The following is a 23835-nucleotide window of genomic DNA, read 5'->3' on the forward strand; positions in this document are numbered from 1 at the left end:
CAAGGAGAGCACAGTTATGCCTAGATCGGCCCCAGACCAGCCTCATGATCCCGGATCGGCAGCCCCCCGGCTGACCCTTTCCCGACCGTCTCCAAGATGTGATCCAGCTTGACCGTGACCGTGGATGGCCTCCCATGACCCCATCACCCTCTCCGAAGCCTAAATAGAGCTTGGGTTCTTTGGCCATCGGGACGGATTAGAAAGTAATTGACAAGATCCGTCCCCCGAATGAGCGGTCCGCCCCGCCTGTCATATGACGCAGTACAGTATCGATGCCATGCCGAAAGGGCAGGTCATCACCTCCTTTGAGGTTGTAGGGACGAAAGCTGCACCAGAAATTCGCGCAGGGATTGCATTGCAGACCCTGGCATTATGGAGATGGTCGCAGGTATTTACTTTCGCTCAGTAGCAGAGTTACGATGCCGCTTAAGATCATCCTAACCTATGATAGTGAACGGACCCTAGCTATTCGCATATATTGATTGCCTCTGATTCGTATAACGACGCCAAAAGGCGCATCATGAGGTGGAATCCGGCCAGGAGGGGCTATGCTTGAAGACCGCAGAAAGCGAGTCCTGATTGTCGAAGACGAGGCCATGATCTCGATGCTGATCGAAGACATGGTTCTGGATTTCGGTTGCCAGATTGTGGGACCAGCAGCCCGGCTAGACCACGCTCTTACTCTTGCCCTGCAAACTGAAATCGATATCGGCCTTCTCGACATCAATGTGGACGGATCCGTCGTGTTCCCAGTCGCGGATGTTCTGCGCTTTCGCAAAATTCCCTTCATTTTCTCGACAGGCTACGATTTCCGCTCGCTCCCGGAACGTTTCCGCGACTGCCCGACATTGTCGAAGCCCTTCTCGTACCAGAGTTTCGCCGATACGCTCCGAGTGGCCCTCGCGGCAGCCCCGGGCGCTTCGGAAGTCGTTTAGATTCCGCTGGGTAGAAGACAGCCAGCCTCACTTTCATCATTGACGGGGAGTTGTCGCCCGACTTGGATCGTATCCGGGCCTCCCTGAGCATCACGGCCAGGACAGCGGTTGCCTTCATCCTTCTGAGAAGGCATTGCAACGCAGCGCGCCATTCCCTAACCTTCGAACGGGCATCGCTGCTCATGCAGGCCCGTCTCGATAATACTCACAGCGCGTCCAACATGTACCGGGAGCCGAGAGCGTTCATTCCGCATGGACAACACGCCAAGAGGCAGAGCGTACAATTTGAACTTCAGATCTGGAGAACATCGTCCCGTGACCCATCTTGTTGATCGATAATCCCAGTCCAAACACACAACGCCTCTTGGATGGCGCGGAGCTTATTAAGACTATGAGTAGCAGACGGCCGGATGGCCCCTTTCGTGTCGGACGGGCGGAAACAGGCCTTGGACTTTTCGCGACGGATGTCATCGAAAAGGATGACTTCATCATCGAGTATATCGGGCCTCGGATCACAAGCGAGGAGGTGGAGAGGCGTCGTAACACACGCTACCTGTTCGAGATCAACAGCCGCTGGACAATCGACGGATCGCCGCGCTGGAACACCGCACGCTACATCAACCATTCGTGCCGCCCGAACGCTCAGGCAACCGTGTCACGCGGCAAGATCCGCATCAAGGCGATCAAGCGCATCAAGCCCGGTGACGAGATTACCTACAACTACGGGAAGAACTATTTCGAGACATTCATCAAGCCGAACGGCTGCAAATGCCACTCCTGCGAACGGAAGCGCGCGAAACAGGCCGGTGACTGATTGTCGCGAAGGGGGCCAGAGCTAACCGGCCCTGAACTCCGACACCGTTTGCTTGGCACCGAGTTCATAGAGGCGCACGAGGTTTGCCGTGACCTCGCCCGTAAAGCGAGGATCATTCGGCAGATCATCCCCGAAGATCTCGCGGATGGCAAACAGCTCACGGGCCAGCCCCTCGGGCGATCCCCCTGCCCGCTCCGCAATCTCATTCAGCCGCGCCGCCATGGGGTCGCGTACGTCGATGGGCGCCCCTTTCTCATCAAGGCCGGTCACATAGCGCATCCAGGCGGCGACCCCGAGGGACAGTCGCCTGATCGGTGCATTGCTGCGCAGGCGATCGCGCAAAGTGCCGAGAAGGCGCTGCGGCAGCTTCTGCGATCCATCCATGGCGATCTGCCATGTGCGATGCTTGAGGGCCGGGTTCTTGAACCGGTGGATGAGCGCGTCCTTATAGGAGGTCAGATCGGCGCCCGGCGGCATGTGGAGGGTCGGCGTGACCTCTTCGTCCATAAGCCCCCGGATCAGCCGGACGAACGCCTCGTCGGCCATGGTATCGGCAACGGTCTCATAGCCCGCAAGATAGCCAAGATAGGCGAGCGTGGAATGGCTTCCGTTCAGCAGCCTCAGCTTCATGTGCTCATAGGGCTCCACGTCGTTCACGAACTCCGCTCCGGACGTCTCCCAGGCGGGACGCCCCTGCGGGAACTGATCTTCGATCACCCACTGCGTGAAAGGCTCGGTGACGACCGGCCATGCGTCGTCCATGCCGAGCGACAAGCCGATCCGTTCGCGATCCTGATCGCTCGTGGCGGGAACGATCCGGTCGACCATGGTCGAGGGGCAGGAGACTTCGCCCGCGACGAAGCGGCCGAGTTCGGGATCGACGAGTTCGGCGAAGCGGGTGAGAACGCGCTTCACCGTACGCCCGTTGGAGGGAAGGTTGTCGCATGTCAGCACCGTGAAGGGCGGCACGCCGGCCATGCGGCGCCGGCGTAGCGCCTCGATGATGAAGCCAGGAGCGGATTTGGGCGTCTTCAGGTAGGCCAGATCGTGCACGATGTCGGGGTGAGCCTCGTTCAAGGTGCCGGTTGCGGGATCGTGGCAATAGCCCTTTTCGGTCACCGTAAGGGTGACGATGCGCGTCTGGGGATCGGCCATGACGTCGAGCAGGTCGTCGATCTCCCGAGGAGCGACGATGACCCGGCGGATCGCCCCGATAACCCGCAATGCCTCCCCCTCCTGCGAACGCACCGATAGGGTGTAAAGCCCATCCTGCGGCTGGAGCGCATCGTAGGTGTCGGGACTACGCAGGCTCGCAGCCACGATGCCCCAACTCGCATCGCGGGCCAGAACATCGTCCGTGTAGACGGCCTGGTGAGCCCGGTGGAACGCGCCCACGCCGAGATGGACGATGCCGGTCTTTACGGCTCTCCGGTCATAGGCAGGGCGTCGAACACCTGCCGGAAGATCGGTGAGCGTGTCATTGTTCAGGCGGTCTGACATCGGATCCTCAATGAGCCGGCTGCTGCTTTGCCCGGGTCACGATCTGCGTCGGGTTGACGAAGCGCAGGGCGATGATCAGCCACACCAGGGTTGTCACCATGTAGATCACGGCCATAGCGTCGATGGACTGCACTGCGCGCACGCCGGCCGCGAAGACGGCGTAATAGAGCGCCACCACAAGGGTCTGGCTGGTCGGACCGGCCACGAGGAAGGTCAGCTCGAACATGGCGATGGTGCGCACCAGAACCAGCAGCAGCGCCGCCAGGATGCCGGGCAGGAGCAGCGGCAGGAGCACATAGACGAACAGCTTGAAGGTGTTGGCCCCGAACACGCGCGCCGCCGCCTCGATCTTTGGGTCGATCTGCTCGATGAACGGGATCATGACCAAGATCACGAAGGGCACCGTCGGCACAAGATTGGCCGCGACGACGCCCCAGAAGGTACCCGCGAGGCCGGTCCGATAGAGCACCGTCGCGAGCGGAATGCCGAAGGTCATCGACGGGATCAGGAGCGGCAGCAGGAAAAGCAGCACGAGTAGCCGCTTTCCCGGAAAATCCCGCCGTGCCAGCGCATAGGCTGCCGTCACCCCGAGAGTGCCGGAGATGAGGACCACGGCCCCGATCACCTGGAAGGTGACGATCAGGACGTCCCAGAGCTGGAACTCACTCCAGGCGGATGAATACCAGCGGGTCGTCCAGCCCGCCGGAAGCCACGTGCCGAGCCAGCGGGTGGCGAACGAGCTCGTCACCACGGTAGCGATCATGGCGAACAGGTTGATGACGAAGAAGCCCACCGTGGCCCAGATGGCCGCGGCCCAGAGCTTGGAGCCGAGTGTGGTATCGCGGATCATCGGCTTACCCTTTCGCGCCGGAGGCCGGGCCGCGGTAAAACAACCCGCGGGAGGCGAGCACCGCCACGACGATGGCGAGCTGGACGAAGCCCATGATCATCGCGATCGACGAGGCCATGGAGTAATCGTATTCCTCGAACGCTGCCGTTGCCGCCGCAATCGAGATGACCCGGGTCACACCGGCGGGCTCACCGAGCAGCACCGCCGAAGGAAATACCGAGAAGGCCTGCACAAAGGACAGGCAGAACGTGATGGCAAAGCCCGGCATCAGCAGCGGCAGGTATACATGGCGGAAACGCTGCCACGCACTGGCGCCGAGGGTCGCCGCCGCCTGCTCAAGTGCCGGATCGATGCCCGTGACGTATGAGAGGGTCAACAGGAACGTGAACGGGAAGCCCGTGATCACCAGCGAGGCGAAGACACCCCAGTAATTGTGAACGAGCTTTAAGGGCTGTGAAATTAGGCCGAAAGTGAGCAAGGTGCGGTTAAACCAGCCCTGGGGCCCGAGATAGTTCAACAAGCCTTCGGCTACGAGAACGGTGCCGAGCGTGATTGGCAGAACGAGGATCGTGGTCAGAAGACGCTGGCGCCGCATGAGGCGCACGCGGAACGCGATCGGGACTGCAAGCAGCAGGTTGACGAGGGTGACGGGAATTGCGAGCCAGAGCGTGTTGGCGATCGTCTTATAGAGGAACGGATCCGAGAAGAAGCGCCGGTAATTGGCGAGCCAGTCGCCGCCACCCTTCGGCTCGAAGGACAGGACGAAGCCGAAGGCGAAAGGATAGACGAACAGCAGCAGGCTGAAGATGGCGGCGGGAACAACGAGGAGGGTGACCGCGTCGAAACCACGTGCGGCAAGCCGCTGGCGCAGGTTTGGTCCATGTTCGGCGGCAGGCGCGTGAGCAACAGCGTCCATTACTGCCTCCCTTGAACGGGCTCCGCGAAAACGAGAATACGCTCGTCCTCCGTCCGCAGATGAATCCTTGATCCGGGCTCCACCGACACATGAGAGCGGAACACGAAATCCAGCCCTCCGGTTGAATGGGCAGTGCCGACGAATTCGCGACCACGATACTCGATGGTATCGACAGTCGCGGCAATGGCATTCGGTCCGGCCTCGCCGACCTCGAGATCATCGGAACGGATGGCAGCATAAGCCGTCGAGCCAACGGAAACCCGCTCACGGGCGACGCCGCTGATCCTCGCGCCTTCCACATCGAGAATGGTACGATCACCCTCGATAGCGACCACCTGCCCCTTCAGCTTGTTGCGGAAGCCCATGAAGTCGGCCACATCGAAATGAGCCGGCGCCTCGTAAAGCTCCTTGGGCGAACCGACCTGACGCACGATGCCGTCGCGCAGCACGACGATCCGGTCGGCCAGCGACAACGCCTCGTCCTGATCGTGGGTCACGTAGATGGTCGTTGCCCCAAGCTCGTTGTGAATGCGTCGGATCTCCGCGCGCATCTCGAGGCGCAGCTTGGCATCGAGATTGGAGAGCGGCTCGTCCATCAACACCAGAGGCGGCTCGATGACGATGGCGCGGGCAATCGCCACGCGCTGCTGCTGACCGCCTGAGAGCTGGCCTGGCAGCTTGTTCTCCTGGCCCTTGAGGCGGACGAGGTTGAGCGCCTCTTCGACCTTGCGATCGATTTCCGCCTTCGGCCGCCCGCGCATCTTCAGGCCGAAGCCGATGTTCTGGCGGACGTTGAGATGAGGAAAGAGCGCGTAGTTCTGGAACACCATGCCGAACCCCCGCTCCTCGGGACGCAGGGTGTCGACCCGACTCTTGTCGAGCCAGATCGCTCCACCGGTGACAGGCAGAAGACCCGCGATGCAGTTCAACGTCGTCGACTTCCCGCAGCCAGAAGGTCCGAGCAGGGCGATGAACTCCCCCCGCCGGATGGTGAGGGAGACGTCGCGCAAGGCGTTGAGGGCCCCGAAATCGCGGCTCACACGATCGAGCCGGACTTCGTCGAATTGGGAAAGGGCTATGGTCATCGCGGGTCCTTGGTTTCGATTTACTTGCGCTTGCCGCCGGCGACCTGCTCGTCCCACATGCGGAAGGCGACGACCATCTGCTCGGGCTGAAGCGGCAATTCGATCGGGTTCTCGGCGATCCACTTCTCGTATTCGGGACGGCCGAATTCCTTGATCGCGGCTTGACTCTCGGGCGGCGCCATGTCGAGGGTCACGCCCTTCACGGCCGGCCCCGGATAGAAATAGCCTTCATCGTAGGTGTAGGCCTGCTGCTCCTTGCTGAGCAGGAAGTTCATGAGATCGAGGAGAACCGCGACCTTCTCGTTCGACAGACCCTTGGGCACGCACATGTAGTGAGCATCCGCCACCCAGTGGAAGCCCTTGAGAGCCGCCACCTTGGCCTCCTTAGGCACGACGCCGAGCACGCGCGGGTTGATGTCCCAGCCGGTGGTCGAGACTGTCATGTCGCGCGAGCCTTCGCCGAGTTCCTTCATCACCGCACCGGTGCCCGCCGGATAATACTCGATGTTCTGCCCCAGCTCCTTCAGGTAGGCCCAGGTCTTGTCCCAGCCCTTGGCAGGATCCTGCGGGTTGCTGTCGCCCAGAATGTACGGCAGGCCCATGATGAAGGTACGGCCGGGACCGGAATTGGCCGGACGGGCATAGATGAAGCGTCCCGGATTGGCTTTGGTATAGGCGAGCAGTTCCTCGGCCGTGGTCGGAACGGTCTTCACCTTATCGGGCATGTACTCGAGCAGAGGACCGGACGGGTAATAGGTCACGACTACCCCCTGCCCCTTGGCGAGGCCCTGCATCTTGGCCGCTGCCGGAAGATAGATGTCGTCGAGCTTCGGGAGAGAATTCGCATGCCCAGGGATCAGGTCGACCCAGAGCTTCTGCTCGATGCCTGCAGACATTGCATCGGTGCCCGTGAGCACGAGATCGATGTCCACCCGGCCCGCATCCTGCTGCGCCTTGATCTTGCCGGCGAGCTCGGGAGCCGTCGCCTTGGTGAAGGTGATGCGCGAGACGAGGTTGGGCTTCGCCTTCCGGTAGTTCTCAATGGCCTTCTGGGTCAGCGCGAGGTTGCCGGCCACGTCGATGATGTTGAGCGTCACAGGGCTCGTCGGCAGATTGGCTTGAGCAAAGCTCGTGCCGCCGAGTGCGGCAACGCCTGCGGCGCCGGCGACACTGCCGACGAAGGTCCGCCTGGTGATCAGGTTTGTCATGTTCTTCCTCCCATTCTGTGTGACATGGCCCTTGGGTCCATGTCCCGTATCACAGCTTGTAAGCCTTTTTCGCAAGGCGATAGGCAAGGTCGTAGGCCACCTCATGAGCCTCATCCTCATCGAGGCGGTGAGTGGTCACGAGGTTGGCGAGATAAGCGCAGTCGACCCGGCGGGCCACGTCGTGTCGTGCCGGAATGGACATATAGGCCCGGGTGTCGTCGTTGAAGCCGACCGTGTTGTAGAAGCCGGCGGTTTCCGTCGTGAGTTCGCGGAAACGGCGCATTCCCTCGGGCGCATCGAAGAACCACCAAGCGGGACCGAGCTTCAGAGCCGGATAATGCCCGGCGAGCGGCGCCAGCTCGCGGGAATAGCTCGTCTCGTCCAAGGTGAAGACGATGATCGTCAAGTTCGGCTCGTTGCCGAAGCGGTCGAGAAGCGGCTTGAGCGCACGCACATAGTCGGTCTGCGAGGGAATGTCGGCGCCCATATCGCGCCCGAAGCGGCGGAAGAGCCCTTCGTTGTGGTTGCGGAAGGAACCGGGATGGATCTGCATGACCATGCCGTCCTCCACGCTCATGGCCGCCATCTCGGTTAGCATCTGAGCCCGGAACAGCTCCGCATCCTCTGGACTCGCGCCCTGTGTCGAGACGCGGCGGAACAAGGACTCCGCATCTCCTTGCGAGAGATTGGCCGTCCGGGCCGTAGGATGACCGTGATCGGTGGATGTGGCGCCATATTCCCGGAAAAACGCACGCCGCTTCCGATGCGCCTCAAGGTATCCACTCCACGTGGAGGTATCGCAGCCTGTGATTTCGCCAAATTGCACGAGATTCTGCCGAAAGCCTTCGAATTCGGGATCGACGACAGGATCAGGGCGGTAAGCCGTGACGACGCGCCCTTTCCAGCCCGACTGCCGGATGGTCTCGTGATGCTTCAGCGGGTCGATAGGACTTTCCGTCGTGGCGATGGCTTCAATGCGGAAGCGTTCGAAGAGCGCGCGCGGGCGGAATTCGGGCGTGCGCAGGGCCGCATCGATCCGGTCATAATAGGAATCCGCGTTCGCGGCTGAGAGCCGCTCCGTAAATCCGAACAGAGTTGCGAAGGTGTGATCGAGCCAGGCGCGCGTCGGCGTCCCGCGGAAGAGATGGTAGTGGGCTGCGAAACGTCGCCAGATCTCGCGGGGATCACGCTCGATGGCACTGCCGTCCTTGGTCGGAATGCCAAGCTCCTCAAGCCGCACACCCTGACTATAGAGCATGCGGAAGACATAGTGGTCAGGAATTACGAACAGCGTTGCCGGATCCGGAAACGGCTCGTTCTCCGCATACCAGCGCGGATCCGTGTGGCCATGGGGCGAGATGATGGGCAGGTCCCGGATTCCCGCATAGAGTCTGCGCGCCACATCGCGAGCAGCGGACTCTGTTGGAAAAAGCCGGTCCGGATGGATCAGCATCGCGTACTCCCTTGGCTCACCAACAAGCGCTTTACGCTGGCTTTCGAGCATCTCATTTCCAAAGACCTTAAATCGTTCCAGGGCGCTTTGCAATGGTCTACTAGTATGGTAGTGTGCCACTTATGAATGAGAGAAGCCCCCTTGCAAAGCTCGATGTCAGCCGCGAGCCGATGGCTCGGCAGGTCGCACGCGCCCTTCGGCAGGCCATCGTCAGCATGAGGATTGCTCCCGGTGAAATGCTGTCCGAACAGGATCTTGCCCAAAGATTCGGGGTGAGCCGCTCGCCGGTGCGGGAAGCGTTGATCAAGCTGAGCGAGGCTGGTCTTGTGCGGGTTCTGCCTCAGAGAGGCACCCAAGTAGTCAAGATCTCGCGCGCCGCCGTGGAAGATGCGCGCTTCATCCGCCAGGCTGTCGAATGTGCCGTCGTGCGCGAGGCCGCAGTGAAAGCCACGCCCATCATGCTTGCCGAGTTGAATGCCAGTCTGACCCGGCAGCGTCGCGCCCAGCGCGCCACGTCCTCGGACGATTTCATGGCTCTCGACGAAGAGTTTCACCGCCTTCTGGCGGAAGTAGCAGGTAGACCCGCGGCATGGCGCATGATCGAGGATGTGAAGCCTCAGATGGATCGGGTGAGATACCTGGACGTGACGCAGGCAACACCGCGCCATACCATCGTGGCTCAGCACGCGCTGATCGTCGATGCCATCAAGTCTGCTGACCCTGTCGCGGCGGATCATGCTATGCATCAGCATCTGAGTGAGATCCTTCGCTCGCTGCCCGAACTCGCCGCAAAGTATCCCGACCTGTTCGAACGGGAAGATGACGCTGTGGCGGAGGCACTCAGCGCGTAAGATCGGCAGGCACACAGTTCGCATTCACGCCGTCGATCAAGAGCGGCTCTATTATAAGAGGCAAATCCATGGAACAAGCTTGGCGCTGGTTCGGTCCTGAAGATGTCATCAAGCTGTCCCATGTCCGTCAGACCGGCGCGACCGGAATCGTGACGGCCCTGCATCACATTCCCTATGGCGTCGTCTGGAGCATCGAGGAGATCGAGAAGCGTAAGGCGCTGATCGCGGCCGACCCCTCGCTCGGCCTGCGCTGGAGCGTGGTCGAGAGCCTGCCGATTCATGAAAGCATCAAGATCGGCGAGGGTGATCTGACGCCCCTGTTCGACAATTACCGACAGTCCCTCCGGAATCTTTCACAGTGCGGCATTACCACCGTCTGCTACAATTTCATGCCGGTTGTGGATTGGACACGCACCGAGCTCGCCCACCCTCTTCCCGGCGGCGGCACGGCGCTACGGTTCAACGCGCATGAGTTCGCCGCCTTCGACTGCTTCATGCTGCAGCGCCCCGGTGCAGAGAGGGATCATTCAGTTGAAGTCCTGCAACGTGCAAAGGAATGGCACGACGGCTCGTCGGAAGCGGATCGGCGCCAGCTTCTGTCTAACATCATGGCTGGTCTGCCCGGCGCTTACGACCGCTATGACATTCCCGGTCTTCGGGTAATGCTCGATCGTTACAGGGATATTGACGCAAAAGCTCTCCTTGAGAATCTCGCCCGCTTTCTGCGCGAGGTGATCCCAACAGCGGAAGAAGCCGGCATCCGTATGTGCATCCATCCCGACGATCCCCCGCGCCCGCTCATGGGGCTACCCCGCATCGTTTCCAATGCGGATGATATCGCGTTCATTCTCGAGGCGGTCGACTCGCCTGCGAACGGCCTCACACTCTGCAGCGGCTCCCTCGGCGCCAATCCCGCCAACGACGTTCCGGCGATCGCCAAGCGCTTCGCCGACCGCATCTGGTTCGCCCACCTGCGCAACGTGGCGAAGGAGCCGGACGGCTCCTTCATGGAGGCTGATCATCTCGGGGGCGATACCGACATGGTGGCCCTTGTCACGGTGCTTCTGGAAGAGCAGAGGCGTCGGAAGGATGCAGGTGACGTGCATTGGCGCATCCCCATGCGCCCGGATCACGGACACGAGCTTCTCGATGATGTGGGCAAGCCCACCCATCCGGGCTATCCGGCCATTGGCCGCTTGCGCGGCCTTGCCGAACTTCGTGGCGTGATGAAGGCCGTGTCGGCCCTGCGCAACCTGCCGCTCTGAGGACTGAGACAGCCTTATCCAAGCAGGTTACGCAGTGTCCTCATGAACACGCGGGCGCCGATGGGGATTAGGTCATCGGGAAAGTCGTAGTCGGGATTGTGCAGGCTCGGATGCTTCTCGCCCGCGCCGAGGAAGAACATCGCGGCCGGTGCCTTCTGGCCGAAGCGGCCGAAATCTTCCGAGGCGCTCATCGGCAGATTACCTTGGTCGTAGGGCACACGCTCGGCTTCGAGCGCCTGACGCAGATGCGCAACTGCTTCGGGCGCGTTTTCGCAATGATGAAAGATGTCATCGTAGGCGATCTCGACGCCGAGCCCTTTCTCCCGCGCGGCGCTCAGCACCAACTGCTCGGCGCTCGCACAGAGCTCCTCCATCCCCGCGTCGGTGAGCGTCCGCAAGGTCGCCCAGATCTCTCCATGCGCAGGCGCTACGCCGAAGGCCGGCTCACCGATCCTGGCATGGGTCACGGTCACCATCGAGAAGCCCTCCTCCAGCGGCCCGCCCTTACCCAGCGCTGTGAGCCTGGGCATCAACTCGGCCACGACGTTCACAGGTGAGAGGCCAGTCTCTGGCATGGAGGCGTGGGCGGTCTTGCCGGTGAGCACGATGCGCATACCCCGCGAGGCGCAGTTGACCGGCCCTTCGGAGAGCGCCACCTTGCCAAAGGGCAGTCCCGGTACGTTGTGCAGGGCAAAAGCCAAGTCCGGCGAAATCTGGCGGAAGCGCGGATCGGCCACCACCGCTGCAGCCCCGGATCCATCCTCCTCCGCCGGCTGGAACGGCAGGATGGCCCGACCACGCCGCGGCCGCTGGCGGCCGAGTTCCCGCGCCAGCGCGGCCAGAATGGCCATATGACCGTCATGTCCGCAAAGATGCCCCTTGCCTGGCGCGGCGGAGCGATGAGGAGCCTCGGAGATTTCCTGGATCGGCAGCCCGTCAAGCTCGGCGCGCACCATCACGGTCGGTCCCGGCTCCCGGCCCTCATAGACAGCGGCAATGCCGTGGCCGCCAAGCTCGGTGAGCATCCAATCGGGATGAGTAGACTTGAGAAAGGCTTGGACCTCACGCGCGGTCTCCGCTTCTTGGCGGGAGAGTTCGGGCATCCGGTGGAGCTTGCGCCGGAAAGCCGTCAGCTCGACCATATCTTGGTTGGTCAGGACCATGCATCACCTCCAAGGCCAAGAACTTGAAAGCCAAGCTGAAGGCCTCACGATACCAAGCTTGCTAGGCACAGGTTTATGGCGGGAGTCCAGGACATGATCAACCAAAACAAACGCACCCCTGAAGGATGAGTGCTCACTTCGCGCATCGATTGCTGCGCCGCATCTATGCCGCTAAGTTACCTGCGACTGCTGCAAGGCTCCACGATCTCATGAACCTGTTCGTCTTCGGGCTCGGCTACACCGCCCTCCAGTTTATTCGACTTCACCGTCATAGATTGACGAGTGTCAGCGGCACCGTTCGTTCATTGGAGAAAGCGAAAATCGTCGAGGGCGCGGGAATCCAGGCCTTCCGCTTCGATGGCAAAGACTTCAATCCCACCATTCTCCAGCATCTCGAACGGACGGAGGCCCTCCTGATCTCCGTGCCGCCGGCGGACGGGAGCGACCCTGTCCTGGAGCGGTTTTCCGAAGCCATTGCCGCGGCGCCTTGCCTGCGCTGGGTCGGCTATCTGTCAACCGTCGGTGTTTATGGCGATGCGGGCGGCGCCTGGGTCGATGAGACGACGCCGCCAAATCCAGCAACACCCCGAGCGCGTTATCGGATCGCTGCCGAGCGGCAATGGCTCGAACTTGGCGCCAGTGCGCCGTTTGCCGTGCAGATCTTTCGGCTCGCAGGCATCTACGGTCCTGGCCGCAATGCATTGACGAAGATCGCAGACGGAACCGCCAAGCGCATCGTCAAACCGGGACAGGTTTTCAACAGGATTCATGTGGTGGACATCGCCCAGGTTCTGATGACGTCCATGGAGCATCCGAGCCGGAATGCGATCTACAATGTCGCAGACGATGAGCCGGGACCGCCTCAGGATGTCATCGCCTATGCCGCAGAACTGCTCGGCTCTGAGCCGCCGCCCGAGATCTCTTTCGACGAGGCCGAGCAGACGCCGATGGCTCGCGCCTTTTATGCGGACAACAAGCGTGTCCGGAATACGCGGATCAAGTCGGAGCTTGGCGTGAGACTTCGGTATCCGACTTTTCGTGACGGTCTCCGGGCGCTCCACGAGGCTGGCGAAGGCTCTAAAGCGGGACAAAGCGGACCTGGAGGCTGAAACAGAGCCTGACTCGATCAGTATCTGCGCTTAGCGAGCGATCAGTTCGGCAGATTTATCGTGGATCCTTAATGCTGCGGATACTTTGAGCAATCTGTGTAGGGACTTCATGAGTGTGGCAGCAGGTGTGCATGGTGCCGTGCTCATAGAAAAGTCAGCAGCGACTAACGAACCATCATCGAACCACTTGCAAATTGGTTCAGAATGAGCATAGCCTTATTTCGTTGAGACCTCTATAGGCGCAACAAGCCGTCGTTGCTGGGCATCCAGCAGCAAGATTGGTTCACAGGGAGCTGGATCGCTATGTCCAACCCGGATCCGTCAGCCGACAGCTCCAACTTTGCCCTTGGCCAGTTGCGGGCTCTTCTGGACGACAGTTCCTTCGAGGGGGAGCAGCGGCTCCCGCCGGAGCGCGTTCTGGCGGCCAAGATTGGGATCGGACGCCGTGCCTTGCGGCGGGCGCTCGAGGTGCTGGAGGCAGAGGGACGGATCTGGCGGCACCAGGGCAAGGGAACCTTCCTAGGGTCACGCCCTGCGCAGGCCCCGACCAGTCTTGAGGAACTTTCGAAGCGTACCCATCCCCTCGAAGTCATGGATGTGCGCCTGGAAATCGAGCCGGCCCTCGCCCGACTGGCAGCAATGCGTGCTAAGAACGGCGACATTGAACGCCTCCTGCGCCTCGCCGAGAAGACGGCCTCCTCTTCGGATGCAGATGGGCGAGAGCTTTGGGACAGCGCCCTGCACCGGACCATCGCCGAGGCGGCGGGCAACTCCCTGCTGCTCGCCATTTTCGACATGGTCGACCGCATCCGGCAGGACACCACGTGGCGGCTTCTGCGGGAGCGGGCGCGATCCGGTGAGCGCCAGCAAATCTATGTCGAACAGCACCGCCGCGTTATCGCTGCCATCGCCCAGCGTGAGGCCCATGCCGCCGAACACGCCATGCGCGAGCATCTCGAACTCGTTCGCGAAGGCCTTCTCAAGGTCATGACCAGCCCCCTGCCCGACCCTATGGACGGACAAATTCCGGAAACACCCGTGACAGCAAACACCAAAAAAGAGATACGCCATGGGACATGAGGCAGTCCGACAGCCGAGTGCAGAGGTTCATCGTATCGGCGATGCCGCCGTGGCCTCTGAACCGCCGCTTCTCAACGTTCAAGGACTCTCCGTTCGCTTCGACGGAGCCCCTAAAGGCGTGAACGTTGTCGATGACGTCAGCTTCTCGGTGAGCAAAGGAAAGACCCTCTGCATCGTCGGCGAATCCGGCTGCGGTAAGAGCGTGACGTCGCTGGCGCTCATGGGGCTTCTCCCGACCCCTCCAGCGCGGATCGTCTCGGGCACGGCCATGTTCGACGGGCGGGACCTGCTGACGCTCTCCGAGCGCGAGCGGGCGGATCTGCGTGGCGACCGGATGGCGATGATCTTCCAAGAGCCGATGACCTCTCTCAACCCTGCATTCACCATCGGCGACCAGATCTCGGAGGGCATCGTCCGGCACCGCAAGGTCTCCAAGGCCGAGGCCACGCAGCGGGCGCTCGATATGCTCAAGAAGGTACGCATCCCTGCGCCCGAGAAACGTATGCGCGCCTATCCGCACGAGATGTCAGGCGGCATGCGCCAACGCGTCATGATCGCCATGGCGCTCGCCAACGATCCACAGCTTCTGATCGCCGACGAGCCGACCACAGCGCTCGACGTGACGATCCAGGCGCAGATCCTCACCCTCATCCGTCGCCTGCAGGAGGAGACCGGCACGGCCATGATCCTCATAACGCACGATCTCGGTGTCGTGGCGGAGGTCGCCGACGAGGTTGCGGTTATGTATGCGGGCAAAGTCGTCGAGAGCGGTCCAGTCGAAGCGATTTTCGACGATCCGCAGCATCCCTACACCATCGGCCTCATGGGCTCGGTGCCATCATTGGGCCGTCGTCAGGGGCGGCTTGCCACGATCCGCGGCACCGTTCCGCCGGCGGAGCTGATGCCCAAGGGCTGTCGCTTTACTCCACGCTGCCCCTTCTCCGATGACCATTGCGCGAACGATCCGCCGCCGTTGGCAGAAATCAAGCCCGGCCACCGGGCGCGCTGCTGGTACGCCCCCCTCGAAATTCACCGTGGAGCCGCCTCATGAGCGCGATTCCTGCTGATGACATCATTCTCGAAGGAGTGGGCCTGAAAAAGCACTTCGGCGGTGGCGGTCTGCTGTCTTCGCCCACGATCGTGCGCGCAGTAGATGGTGTGTCCCTCGGCATACGGCGCGGCGAGACCTTTGCGGTCGTGGGTGAATCCGGCTGCGGCAAGTCCACCCTCGGCCGCCTCCTCCTGCGGCTCATCGAGCCGACCGACGGCGATGTGCGCTATGAGGGCCGCTCGATCCTGAAGCTCAACAAGAGCGAGTTGCGGGGGCTGCGACGCGAGCTGCAGATCATTTTCCAGGATCCTTACGCCTCACTCAATCCGCGCATGAATGTCGGTGACATCATCGCGGAACCTATCTGGCTGCATAATCTGGCCAGCGGCGCCGAGAAGCGCGAGCGTGTGGCAGATCTCATGCGCACGGTCGGCCTCCTGCCAACCCATTCGGATCGCTACCCGCACGAATTCTCCGGCGGCCAGCGTCAGCGCATCGGCATCGCCCGGGCGCTGGCGGGCGATCCCAAGCTGATCGTGGGCGACGAGCCGGTTTCGGCTCTCGACGTGTCGATTCAGGCACAGATCATCAACCTGCTCGAGGATCTGAAGGATCGCTTCGGCCTCACTCTCGTCATCGTGGCGCATGACCTCGCCGTCATCCGGCACATGAGCGACCGGGTTGCCGTCATGTATCTCGGTGAGATCATGGAGCTGTCGGATACGAATGCGCTCTTCGACAACCCGCTGCATCCCTATACCCAGGCGCTTTTGGCCGCGATCCCCGTTCCCAGCCCAACGGGCCGGCAACCGAAGGCGCTGCTCCAGGGTGACGTGCCGAGCCCCGCAGCTCCGCCATCTGGCTGCCGCTTTCATACCCGCTGCCCCCATGCACGTGCCCTCTGCAAGGAGCAGCATCCCGCCCTTGAGGCAGCGCCCGATGGGCGACGGGTGGCCTGCCATTTCTGGCGCGAAATCCAAGGAGCGGGCGCTGGTTCCATCAGCGCTCCGCCCCCGAGCGCGGCGCTCGCCAAGCGCCTTGCGCTCTACCAAACTTGGCGTGAACGGCAGGATAAGCCCGTCGCGACGAGCCCCTGAACTCCGAAGACAAATCTAGAGGACTATTGGAGGACGACAGAATGAAGAAACGACTGCTCCTAGCCATGGCCACCGGGCTCCTGATGAGCACCGCGGCCTCCGCGCAGACCCTGCGCATCGGCCTGAACGAAGACCCAGACGTGCTCGATCCTCATCGCGCGCGAACCTTCGTGGGCCGCATCGTGTTCACGTCGCTATGCAACAAGCTCGTCGACATCACGCCGGACCTGAAGTTTACCCCTGAACTCGCCACTGAGTGGCAATGGGGCGATGATGGCAAGTCGCTGACTTTCAAACTACGTCCGGGCGTCAAGTTCCATGACGGCGAGCCCCTGAATGCGGCTGCTGTGAAGGCCAATATCGACCGCGCCCGCACGCTGCCGGACTCTCTCCGCAAGAGCGAGCTGACCTCAGTCGACAATGTCGAAGCCGTTGATGACCTGACCGTGAAGGTCAATCTCTCTCGCGCCGACGCGACCCTGCTCTCGCAGCTCTCCGACCGCGCCGGCATGATCATGTCGCCGAAGGCACTTGCATCCGCCGATTTCGGCCAGAAGCCTGTCTGCTCCGGTCCGTATAAGTTCGTCGAGCGCGTGCAGAACGATCGCATCGTGCTTGAGAAGTTCGCCGACCACTGGGATGCCAAGAACTTCAACTTCGAGCGCATCGTGTTCCAGCCCATTCCGGACACGACCGTCCGCTTGGCCAATCTGCGCTCCGGCAACCTCGACCTGCTTGAGCGGCTTGCCCCGAGCGATGTTCCGGCCGCGAAGGGCGACACGAATCTGGTCTTTGCGCCGGTCTCGGGCATCGGTTACCAGGGCCTGACCATCAACACCAATAACGGTGAGCGCGCCAAGTCTCCGCTCGGCCAAGACAAGCGTGTTCGGCAAGCACTCGAACTCTCCATTGATCGAAACGTGATCAACGAGGTAGTCGGCGCTGGCATCTATCCGCCAGCCGGTCAGCCCTTCCCGGAGGCGAGCCCGTACAACAATCCGAAGTTCAAGGCCAATCAGCGCGACGTTGCTAAGGCAAAGCAGCTTCTCAAGGAAGCCGGGGTCGCCCGGGTGAAGTTGGAGCTGACCTTCGGCACGGGCACCACGGCTCAGCAGATCGCCGAAATCATCCAGGCCATGGCGGCCGAGGCAGGCTTCGATATCTCGCTGCGCCCCACGGAGTTCGCGGCCATGCAGAAGGAAGCTCAGGCTGGCAATTTCGACGTCAACGTGATCGGCTGGTCCGGCCGTGTCGATCCGGACGGCAACATTCATCCCTTCGTCACCTGCAAGGGCGCCCTGAACGACGGCAAGTACTGCAACGAGCAGGTCGACAAGCTGTTGAACGATGCCCGCGTCACCAATGACGAGGCCAAGCGCAAGCAGCTTTACGATCAGGCTCAGGAGATCCTGAAGCAGGATCTGCCGATCATCTACACCTATTACCAGCCCTGGCCCTTCGTTCACACGAAGAAAGTCCAGAACTTCAAGCCCTATCCGGATGGCATGATCCGTCTGAAGGGCGTGAAGTTCGCCTCCTGACCGATTGACAACTACGTGCCCGGCCATGGGCCGGGCACGCCCTCCTTTCTCTGACGCGGGTTCCTTGGGCTGATGCTGCGCTACATCGGACGACGAATACTGATCGCCATCCCGACATTGATCATCGTGTCGGTTCTGGTTTTCGCCCTGCAGAAGCTCCTGCCCGGCGATCCGGTCCTCACCATGGCGGGCGAGGAGCGCGATCCTCAGGTGCTCGCCTTCCTGCGCGAGAAGTACCGCCTGGATGATCCCATCCCGATTCAGTACTTCGCCTGGATCGGCTCCGCATTGACCGGCAATCTCGGAATCTCGCTCCGCACCGACATTCCCGTGCTCGACCTCATCATGAGCAAGCTCCCTGTCACGATCGAGCTCGCCATCATGGCCATGATCGTGGCTCTGGCCATCGGCATTCCTGCCGGGATCATCTCTGCGGTAAAGAAGGGGACGGCCGTCGATTACACAGCCAACGTGATCGCGCTGTCGGGCCTGTCGATCCCGAATTTCTGGCTCGGCATCATGCTCATCATGCTTATCTCCGTGCGCTGGCAGCTCTTGCCCGCTTCCGGCTACGTGCCGCCGACCGAGGATCTGTGGCTCAACATCAAGACCATGCTCATGCCGGCTTTCGTGCTCGGCACAGGGCTCGCCGCCAGCCTCATGCGCCACACCCGTAGCGCCATGCTCGGTGTCATGCGCTCCGACTACATCCGGACTGCCCGCGCCAAGGGCCTCCTGTCCCGGAAGGTCATTCTGAAGCACGCCCTGCGCAATGCGCTGGTTCCCATCGTGACCCTTTCGACCCTGCTCTTCGGTGAACTGCTCGCCGGCGCCGTGCTGACAGAGCAGATCTTCACCATTCCAGGCTTCGGCAAACTCATCGTGGACGCCGTGTTCAACCGTGACTACGCCGTCGTGCAGGGTGTGGTTCTCTGCACCGCCGTCGGGTTCATCTTCATGAACCTCTTGGCCGATGTCCTTTATGTTCTCGTCAATCCCCGCCTGAGGCACTCAGCATGACCGCTACAGCCATTGTCGCCGACGAGGTCGCCCTGCCGAAGAAGCGCAGCCGTGTACTTTCCAAGTTCCTGAAGAACAAGAGTGCCGTTGTCGGGGGAGCAATTGTTCTGTTCTTCATTCTCGCTGCCGTCATCGGGCCCTATCTTGCGCCCTACGATCCAATCAAGCCGAGCTTCACGAGCATTCGGAAACCACCTTCCGAGCTGTTCTGGTTCGGCACAGACGAATTAGGACGTGACGTGCTCTCCCGCATGCTCTGGGGTGCGCGCGCCTCCATCATGGCTGGCGTGATTTCGGTCTTCATCGCTATTGTGCTCGGCGTCCCCTTCGGCCTCATTGCAGGCTATTTCGGCGGCTGGATCGATGCCGCCATATCGCGTGCGACGGACGCCATGCTGGCGATCCCCTTCCTGATCTTCGCCATCGCGCTTGCGGCATTCCTCGGCCCCAGCCTCAGTAATGCGATGATCGCGATCGGTTTGTCGGCCATGCCGATCTTCATCCGCCTCACCCGCGGGCAGGTGCTGACGGTGAAGGCCGAGGATTACGTGGAAGGTGCGCGGGCCATCGGCCTTCCCGATTTCTGGATCATGGCGCGATATATTCTCCCCAACGTCCTGCCGCCGATCCTGGTCCAGGGGACGCTCACCATTGCCACGGCCATCATTGCGGAGGCGAGCCTGTCCTTCTTAGGGTTAGGTCAACAGCCGCCCAACCCCTCCTGGGGTTCCATGCTTAACACCGCTAAGAACTTCATGGATCAGGCTCCTTGGATGTCGGTCTTCCCGGGTTCCGCGATCTTCCTGATCGTGCTCGGCTTCAACCTTCTCGGCGACGGGCTGCGTGACGCACTCGATCCCCGCGAACAGTAAAAACGACAAGCAAACTTCGGATAAAGAACCATGTTTACGACTCGGCCAGAGATTCTCGGCACCTTCGGTATTGTCACCTCGACCCATTGGCTTGCATCTGCCGCCGGTATGGCGATGCTGGAGAAAGGCGGCAACGCCTTCGACGCCTGCGTTGCCTCCGCATTCGTGCTGCAGGTTGTCGAGCCGCATCTGGTCGGCCCATCCGGCGAGGTTCCGGCCGTGTTCTATTCGGCCAAGACAAAAAAGGTCGAGGTGCTCTGCGGTCAGGGCACTGCACCGGCTGGCGCCACCATCGGCCATTATAAGAGCGAGGGTCTCAAGCTCATCCCCGGCAATGGCCTGCTCGCCACCGTCGTGCCCGGCGCCTTCGATGCTTGGATGCTGCTTCTTCGCGACCATGGCCTTCTCTCCTTGAGAGAGGTGCTGGAGCCAGCGATCTACTACGCCGAGCATGGTCATCCACTGCTGCCGCGCGTCTCAGACACCATCAAGGGCTTGAAAGAATTCTTCGAGGCTGAATGGCCGACTACCGCCGCCGTCTTCCTGCCCGGCGGCGAGGTGCCCAAGCCCCGCCAGCTTTTCCGCAACCCGCAGCTCGCCGACACCTGGAAGCGCATCATCCGCGAGGGTGAGGCCAAAGGCAGCGACCGCGAGGCGCAGATCGAAGGCGCGCGGAACGCGTTCTACAAGGGCTTCGTCGCCGAGGCCGTCGATGCCTTCGTGCGCAGGACTGAGGTGATGGACCAGAGCGGTTCACGTCATCGCGGCGTGCTCACTGCCCACGACATGGCGAACTGGCAGGCCTCGTACGACACGCCTCAGACCTACGAGTACCACAACTTCCGGGTCAACAAGATCAGGCCCTGGGGTCAGGGACCAGTTTTCCTGCAGACACTTGCCCTGCTCAAAGGTTTTGACCTCGCCACAATGGGTCCAACCAGCGGCGAGTTCGTTCATACCGTCGTCGAAGCCATGAAGATCGCCTTCGCCGACCGCGAGGCCTATTACGGAGATCCGGACTTTATCGATGTGCCGATCCAGGCTCTGCTGTCGGATGCCTACAACGACGAGCGCCGCAAGCTGATCACCGACAAGGCTTCCTTTGATCTCCGCCCTGGCCGCATCGAAGGCTATGAGGCCCAGGTCGAGCGTACCTTGCAGGCCCTGCGCGATCTTTCCACCACGGATAAGAAGGTCTCAGGCGGGGAGCCAACACTTCAGTCCATGCGCTCGGCACGTCGTGGCGACACGGTGCATATCGACGTGGTCGATCGCTTTGGCAACATGATCGCAGCAATGCCCTCCGGTGGTTGGCTGCAATCCTCGCCCGTCATTCCGGAGCTCGGCTTCATGCTCAACTCCCGCGCCCAGATGTTCTGGTTGGAAGAAAACCTGCCTGCGAGCCTCGCGCCCGGCAAGCGCCCCCGCACCACGCTCACGCCTACACTCGCGGAGAAGGATGGCGAGCCCTACATGGTCTTCGGCTCACCCGGCGGCGATCAGCAAGAGCAGTGGCAGATGCTCCTCTTCCTGCGCCATGCCCATCACGGGCTGAACCTGCAGGAGGCCATCGACCTGCCGATGTCGCATACGGCCCACTTCCCCTCCTCCTTCTATCCTCGCGAGCAGAAACCCGGTCATCTCATGGCCGAAGAGACCTATGGTGCGGCGGTGCTCGACGATCTGCGTGCCCGCGGTCACGAAGTCGAGGTGGCGCCGGCCTGGACGGTCGGTCGTCTCGTGGCGGCAAGTCGCGACAAGGATGGAATGCTGCACGGCGCCGCTACGCCGCGCCTCATGCAGGCTTATGCGGTCGGACGCTGAGGAGCGAAGATCATGACTTGGTCGATTATCGCAAAGGATCCCGAGACAGGCTCGTTCGGGGTCGCCGTTACCACAAAGTTCTTCGCCGTGGGGGCACTCTGCCCCCACGGCGCGGCCAAGATCGGCGCACTCGCGACCCAGGCGCTCGTCAACCCGATTTACGCCACGGACGGCATGAGATTTCTTGCTGAGGGACGAAGCGCCGAGGAGATCGTGGCAGTGCTCACCGCAGGCGATCCCGGCCGTGAGTCCCGCCAGCTTCACGTCATCGACCGCGATGGCAGAACCGCAGCTCATACAGGGCGGGAGTGCATCGACTGGTGCGGGCATCTCACGGATGATGGTGTTTCGGTGGCTGGCAATATGCTGGCAGGGCCGACCGTGATCGAGGCGACCCTTGAAACCTACAAGCGCCGCATGGACCTTCCGCTTGCCGACCGACTTCTGGCCGCGCTCGATGCGGGACAGGGCGAGGGCGGCGACAAGCGCGGCAAGCAATCGGCTGCGCTCAAGATCTGGCGTGACGAGCCCTACCCCATGCTCGACCTGCGTGTCGACGATCATCCCGAACCTCTGGACGAGTTGCGCCGCCTCTATGGCGTCGCCCATGAGCGTTTTCTGGCGTTCATGGATGCCATGGCGACTCGTGCCAACCCGGGCGGAATCACGGATCGAGCCTGGATCGACCAAAGAGCAAGCGAATATCAGGCTCGGCTTGCCGGAAGCGCCTCCTCGTCCTGAGGCGCTCTCATAAAACTCTCGCTTGCCGTGGGGTCGAAAAGATCCTACGGCGATTTTCGTTTCTCTTCCATGGACCTTCCGATGTTTGGAATTCCCCTGTTTGATCTGGCCTGGCTCGTGGTCGCTCTCCTGGCGGCCGGTGCCATCACCGGCCTGCTGGCGGGCGTATTCGGCGTCGGCGGCGGTGCGGTTGCCGTGCCGATCCTCTATGAACTTTTCCGAATTCTGGAGGTGCCGGAGGAGATTCGCATGCCGCTCTGCGTCGGCACGTCGCTCGCCATCATCATCCCCACATCGATCCGATCCTTCAACGCTCACAGGGCCAAAGGTGCGGTCGACATGACGATCCTGCGCGTCTGGGCCGTGCCCGTGGTGCTCGGCGTCTGCATCGGCAGCATCATTGCCCGTTATGCTCCTGCCGATCTGTTCAAGGCTGTCTTCGTGGTGGTGGCCGGTATCTCCGCAATCCGCCTTCTCTTCGGCAAGGACACATGGCGTTTCGGCCTCGACATGCCTGCAAAGCCCATCATGATCGCCTATGGCTGGTTGATCGGCATTCTTTCGGCCCTCATGGGCATTGGCGGCGGCCAGCTCTCCAATCTGTTCATGACCTTTTACAATCGTCCCATTCATCAGGCGGTGGCGACCTCGTCTGGCCTCGGCATTCTCATCTCGATCCCCGGCGCCATCGGCTACATCTATGCCGGCTGGCCTCACATGGCCGAGTATCCCGAGGTGGTCGCTTTCCAGCTGCCGCTGGCGCTGGGCTATGTATCTCTGATCGGCCTCGTTCTGTTCATCCCCACCAGCACTTGGATGGCCCCTGTCGGTGCCCGTCTGGCGCATCGCCTCTCCAAGCGCCGGCTCGAGGTCGCCTTCGGCATCTTCCTGCTGCTCGTCTGCGCCCGTTTCGCCGCGAGCCTCCTTACGTAAGCCATAAACAATCTCCAATCTGCAATGCCGGATAGGAGATGGCATAATGGCTGAGTTAACGGCTGGGCCTCTGCATGCCTTCCTTGCAGGCGTGGGACGGGATGGTCGCGGGCGCCTAGCTCCCGATGTACTCGGCTTTTCCGATGGCGAGCTGGAGACCGTTCACGACTACATTCAGTGGCTGTTCCCCCTGCCGACGCGCAGCGCTGCGCAACCGCATTCACCTTTTCTGACACCGGCCGAGATCGCTGCAATCAGAGCCGATCCGCGTGCTGTCGACACTCTGAAGAAAGCAACCGAACGGATGCTCCGTTTCTACCGTGGGACACGGTGGTGGCTGACCTCACATGACCACAACCATCTACGGATCACACGCATCCTTCGCAGCCTATGTCTGCTCCTCGGCTCTGCGGAGGCCCGAAGCTCTCACCACGCTATTCTCGGGCTGCATACGGCAGCCGGATCTCCCGTCAATTCCCGCAGTCTGCGTTTCTGGGAGGAAGCTGTCGGAGAGTGAAGGCCGGAGC

Annotated in this window: 22 protein-coding genes; 15 read left to right on the plus strand and 7 right to left on the minus strand. The window is 61.7% G+C overall.

The annotated features are described in order from the left end of the window. Nucleotides 1-548 precede the first annotated feature (548 nt). Together ILT44_RS03910 and ILT44_RS03915 are read left to right on the plus strand one after the other, a co-directional pair. Complete coding sequence (locus ILT44_RS03910) at nt 549-935, plus strand: response regulator (RefSeq protein WP_204238261.1); 387 nt, start codon at nt 549-551, stop codon at nt 933-935. 391 nt (nt 936-1326) lie between these two features. Then, a complete protein-coding gene (locus tag ILT44_RS03915) occupies nt 1327-1749 on the plus strand; it encodes an SET domain-containing protein (protein WP_204238262.1) in 423 nt (140 codons plus the stop codon). Nucleotides 1750-1770: 21 nt separating this feature from the next. On the opposite strand, the gene ILT44_RS03920 is transcribed toward ILT44_RS03915, so the two are convergent. Genes ILT44_RS03920 through uxaC form a run of 6 tightly spaced genes read right to left on the minus strand, consistent with a single transcriptional unit; the run spans nt 1771 to nt 8761 of the window. After that, nucleotides 1771-3249, minus strand: coding sequence for a mannitol dehydrogenase family protein (locus ILT44_RS03920; RefSeq protein ID WP_204238263.1), 1479 nt, complete (start codon nt 3247-3249; stop codon nt 1771-1773). Nucleotides 3250-3256: 7 nt separating this feature from the next. Continuing rightward, nucleotides 3257-4099, minus strand: coding sequence for an ABC transporter permease (locus tag ILT44_RS03925; RefSeq protein ID WP_204238264.1), 843 nt, complete (start codon nt 4097-4099; stop codon nt 3257-3259). Between the two features lie 4 nt (nt 4100-4103). Further along, nucleotides 4104-5015, minus strand: coding sequence for an ABC transporter permease (locus tag ILT44_RS03930; protein WP_204238265.1), 912 nt, complete (start codon nt 5013-5015; stop codon nt 4104-4106). Continuing rightward, nucleotides 5015-6100 carry an ABC transporter ATP-binding protein gene (locus ILT44_RS03935; protein ID WP_204238266.1) on the minus strand — a complete coding sequence of 362 codons (1086 nt, stop codon included), beginning with the start codon at nt 6098-6100 and terminating at the stop codon, nt 5015-5017. The genes ILT44_RS03930 and ILT44_RS03935 overlap by 1 nt, the downstream gene beginning before the upstream one ends. A 20-nt stretch (nt 6101-6120) precedes the next feature. Next, nucleotides 6121-7308, minus strand: a complete 1188-nt coding sequence (locus ILT44_RS03940; RefSeq protein WP_204238267.1) for an ABC transporter substrate-binding protein — start codon at nt 7306-7308, stop codon at nt 6121-6123. Nucleotides 7309-7357: 49 nt separating this feature from the next. Continuing rightward, nucleotides 7358-8761 carry a glucuronate isomerase gene (gene uxaC / locus ILT44_RS03945; protein WP_204238268.1) on the minus strand — a complete coding sequence of 468 codons (1404 nt, stop codon included), beginning with the start codon at nt 8759-8761 and terminating at the stop codon, nt 7358-7360. A 122-nt stretch (nt 8762-8883) separates the two neighbouring features. Between uxaC and ILT44_RS03950 the strand changes: the two genes are divergently transcribed. Beyond that, nucleotides 8884-9612, plus strand: a complete 729-nt coding sequence (locus ILT44_RS03950) for a GntR family transcriptional regulator (protein ID WP_204238269.1) — start codon at nt 8884-8886, stop codon at nt 9610-9612. Nucleotides 9613-9680: 68 nt separating this feature from the next. Beyond that, nucleotides 9681-10877 carry a mannonate dehydratase gene (uxuA, locus tag ILT44_RS03955; protein WP_204238270.1) on the plus strand — a complete coding sequence of 399 codons (1197 nt, stop codon included), beginning with the start codon at nt 9681-9683 and terminating at the stop codon, nt 10875-10877. A 14-nt stretch (nt 10878-10891) separates the two neighbouring features. On the opposite strand, the gene ILT44_RS03960 is transcribed toward uxuA, so the two are convergent. Next, a complete protein-coding gene (locus tag ILT44_RS03960; protein ID WP_204238271.1) occupies nt 10892-12040 on the minus strand; it encodes an amidohydrolase in 1149 nt (382 codons plus the stop codon). A 209-nt stretch (nt 12041-12249) separates the two neighbouring features. Here ILT44_RS03960 and ILT44_RS03965 point away from each other — a divergent pair, with 209 nt between their 5' ends. The 11 genes from ILT44_RS03965 (at nt 12250) to ILT44_RS04015 (ending at nt 23825) form a co-directional block, all read left to right on the plus strand. Beyond that, on the plus strand, nt 12250-13149 hold the full coding sequence (locus ILT44_RS03965; RefSeq protein ID WP_204238272.1) for an SDR family oxidoreductase: 900 nt from the start codon (nt 12250-12252) through the stop codon (nt 13147-13149). Between the two features lie 303 nt (nt 13150-13452). Further along, the gene (locus tag ILT44_RS03970; protein WP_204238273.1) at nt 13453-14229 is read left to right on the plus strand and encodes a FadR/GntR family transcriptional regulator; all 777 of its coding nucleotides are present in this window, start codon (nt 13453-13455) and stop codon (nt 14227-14229) included. After that, nucleotides 14219-15280, plus strand: coding sequence for an ABC transporter ATP-binding protein (locus tag ILT44_RS03975; RefSeq protein ID WP_204238274.1), 1062 nt, complete (start codon nt 14219-14221; stop codon nt 15278-15280). The genes ILT44_RS03970 and ILT44_RS03975 overlap by 11 nt, the downstream gene beginning before the upstream one ends. Next, the gene (locus ILT44_RS03980) at nt 15277-16377 is read left to right on the plus strand and encodes an ABC transporter ATP-binding protein (protein WP_204238275.1); all 1101 of its coding nucleotides are present in this window, start codon (nt 15277-15279) and stop codon (nt 16375-16377) included. Before ILT44_RS03975 ends, ILT44_RS03980 begins: the two co-directional genes overlap by 4 nt. Nucleotides 16378-16418: 41 nt before the next feature. Beyond that, the gene (locus ILT44_RS03985) at nt 16419-17918 is read left to right on the plus strand and encodes an ABC transporter substrate-binding protein (protein ID WP_204238276.1); all 1500 of its coding nucleotides are present in this window, start codon (nt 16419-16421) and stop codon (nt 17916-17918) included. A 72-nt stretch (nt 17919-17990) separates the two neighbouring features. Continuing rightward, nucleotides 17991-18938 carry an ABC transporter permease gene (locus ILT44_RS03990; protein ID WP_204238277.1) on the plus strand — a complete coding sequence of 316 codons (948 nt, stop codon included), beginning with the start codon at nt 17991-17993 and terminating at the stop codon, nt 18936-18938. Then, the gene (locus tag ILT44_RS03995) at nt 18935-19810 is read left to right on the plus strand and encodes an ABC transporter permease (RefSeq protein WP_204238278.1); all 876 of its coding nucleotides are present in this window, start codon (nt 18935-18937) and stop codon (nt 19808-19810) included. The genes ILT44_RS03990 and ILT44_RS03995 overlap by 4 nt, the downstream gene beginning before the upstream one ends. 30 nt (nt 19811-19840) lie before the next feature. After that, entirely contained in the window at nt 19841-21634 is a 1794-nt protein-coding gene (locus tag ILT44_RS04000; protein ID WP_204238279.1) for a gamma-glutamyltransferase family protein, read from the plus strand. Between the two features lie 12 nt (nt 21635-21646). Beyond that, nucleotides 21647-22375 carry a DUF1028 domain-containing protein gene (locus ILT44_RS04005; RefSeq protein ID WP_204238280.1) on the plus strand — a complete coding sequence of 243 codons (729 nt, stop codon included), beginning with the start codon at nt 21647-21649 and terminating at the stop codon, nt 22373-22375. Nucleotides 22376-22456: 81 nt separating this feature from the next. After that, the gene (locus ILT44_RS04010) at nt 22457-23308 is read left to right on the plus strand and encodes a sulfite exporter TauE/SafE family protein (RefSeq protein WP_204238281.1); all 852 of its coding nucleotides are present in this window, start codon (nt 22457-22459) and stop codon (nt 23306-23308) included. A 46-nt stretch (nt 23309-23354) separates the two neighbouring features. Beyond that, nucleotides 23355-23825: an opioid growth factor receptor-related protein gene (locus ILT44_RS04015; RefSeq protein ID WP_204238282.1), complete on the plus strand. Its 471-nt coding sequence runs from the start codon at nt 23355-23357 to the stop codon at nt 23823-23825. Nucleotides 23826-23835 lie beyond the last annotated feature (10 nt).

Origin of the sequence: Microvirga arvi, assembly GCF_016892765.1 — a bacterium.
GTDB classification, from domain to species: domain Bacteria; phylum Pseudomonadota; class Alphaproteobacteria; order Rhizobiales; family Beijerinckiaceae; genus Microvirga; species Microvirga arvi.

What these genes read in the sequence shown, in the direction of transcription:
- ILT44_RS03925 (WP_204238264.1), bottom strand. Translation starts at nt 4,099, where the DNA reads ATGATCCGCGATACCACACTCGGCTCCAAGCTCTGGGCCGCGGCCATC.
- ILT44_RS03975 (WP_204238274.1), top strand. Translation starts at nt 14,219, where the DNA reads ATGGGACATGAGGCAGTCCGACAGCCGAGTGCAGAGGTTCATCGTATC.
- ILT44_RS03950 (WP_204238269.1), top strand. Translation starts at nt 8,884, where the DNA reads ATGAATGAGAGAAGCCCCCTTGCAAAGCTCGATGTCAGCCGCGAGCCG.
- uxaC (WP_204238268.1), bottom strand. Translation starts at nt 8,761, where the DNA reads ATGCTGATCCATCCGGACCGGCTTTTTCCAACAGAGTCCGCTGCTCGC.
- ILT44_RS04015 (WP_204238282.1), top strand. Translation starts at nt 23,355, where the DNA reads ATGGCTGAGTTAACGGCTGGGCCTCTGCATGCCTTCCTTGCAGGCGTG.
- ILT44_RS03985 (WP_204238276.1), top strand. Translation starts at nt 16,419, where the DNA reads ATGAAGAAACGACTGCTCCTAGCCATGGCCACCGGGCTCCTGATGAGC.
- ILT44_RS03990 (WP_204238277.1), top strand. Translation starts at nt 17,991, where the DNA reads ATGCTGCGCTACATCGGACGACGAATACTGATCGCCATCCCGACATTG.
- ILT44_RS03915 (WP_204238262.1), top strand. Translation starts at nt 1,327, where the DNA reads ATGAGTAGCAGACGGCCGGATGGCCCCTTTCGTGTCGGACGGGCGGAA.
- ILT44_RS03965 (WP_204238272.1), top strand. Translation starts at nt 12,250, where the DNA reads ATGAACCTGTTCGTCTTCGGGCTCGGCTACACCGCCCTCCAGTTTATT.
- ILT44_RS03910 (WP_204238261.1), top strand. Translation starts at nt 549, where the DNA reads ATGCTTGAAGACCGCAGAAAGCGAGTCCTGATTGTCGAAGACGAGGCC.
- ILT44_RS03935 (WP_204238266.1), bottom strand. Translation starts at nt 6,100, where the DNA reads ATGACCATAGCCCTTTCCCAATTCGACGAAGTCCGGCTCGATCGTGTG.
- ILT44_RS04010 (WP_204238281.1), top strand. Translation starts at nt 22,457, where the DNA reads ATGTTTGGAATTCCCCTGTTTGATCTGGCCTGGCTCGTGGTCGCTCTC.
- ILT44_RS03930 (WP_204238265.1), bottom strand. Translation starts at nt 5,015, where the DNA reads ATGGACGCTGTTGCTCACGCGCCTGCCGCCGAACATGGACCAAACCTG.
- ILT44_RS03940 (WP_204238267.1), bottom strand. Translation starts at nt 7,308, where the DNA reads ATGACAAACCTGATCACCAGGCGGACCTTCGTCGGCAGTGTCGCCGGC.
- ILT44_RS03980 (WP_204238275.1), top strand. Translation starts at nt 15,277, where the DNA reads ATGAGCGCGATTCCTGCTGATGACATCATTCTCGAAGGAGTGGGCCTG.
- ILT44_RS03995 (WP_204238278.1), top strand. Translation starts at nt 18,935, where the DNA reads ATGACCGCTACAGCCATTGTCGCCGACGAGGTCGCCCTGCCGAAGAAG.
- ILT44_RS04000 (WP_204238279.1), top strand. Translation starts at nt 19,841, where the DNA reads ATGTTTACGACTCGGCCAGAGATTCTCGGCACCTTCGGTATTGTCACC.
- uxuA (WP_204238270.1), top strand. Translation starts at nt 9,681, where the DNA reads ATGGAACAAGCTTGGCGCTGGTTCGGTCCTGAAGATGTCATCAAGCTG.
- ILT44_RS04005 (WP_204238280.1), top strand. Translation starts at nt 21,647, where the DNA reads ATGACTTGGTCGATTATCGCAAAGGATCCCGAGACAGGCTCGTTCGGG.
- ILT44_RS03970 (WP_204238273.1), top strand. Translation starts at nt 13,453, where the DNA reads ATGTCCAACCCGGATCCGTCAGCCGACAGCTCCAACTTTGCCCTTGGC.
- ILT44_RS03920 (WP_204238263.1), bottom strand. Translation starts at nt 3,249, where the DNA reads ATGTCAGACCGCCTGAACAATGACACGCTCACCGATCTTCCGGCAGGT.
- ILT44_RS03960 (WP_204238271.1), bottom strand. Translation starts at nt 12,040, where the DNA reads ATGGTCCTGACCAACCAAGATATGGTCGAGCTGACGGCTTTCCGGCGC.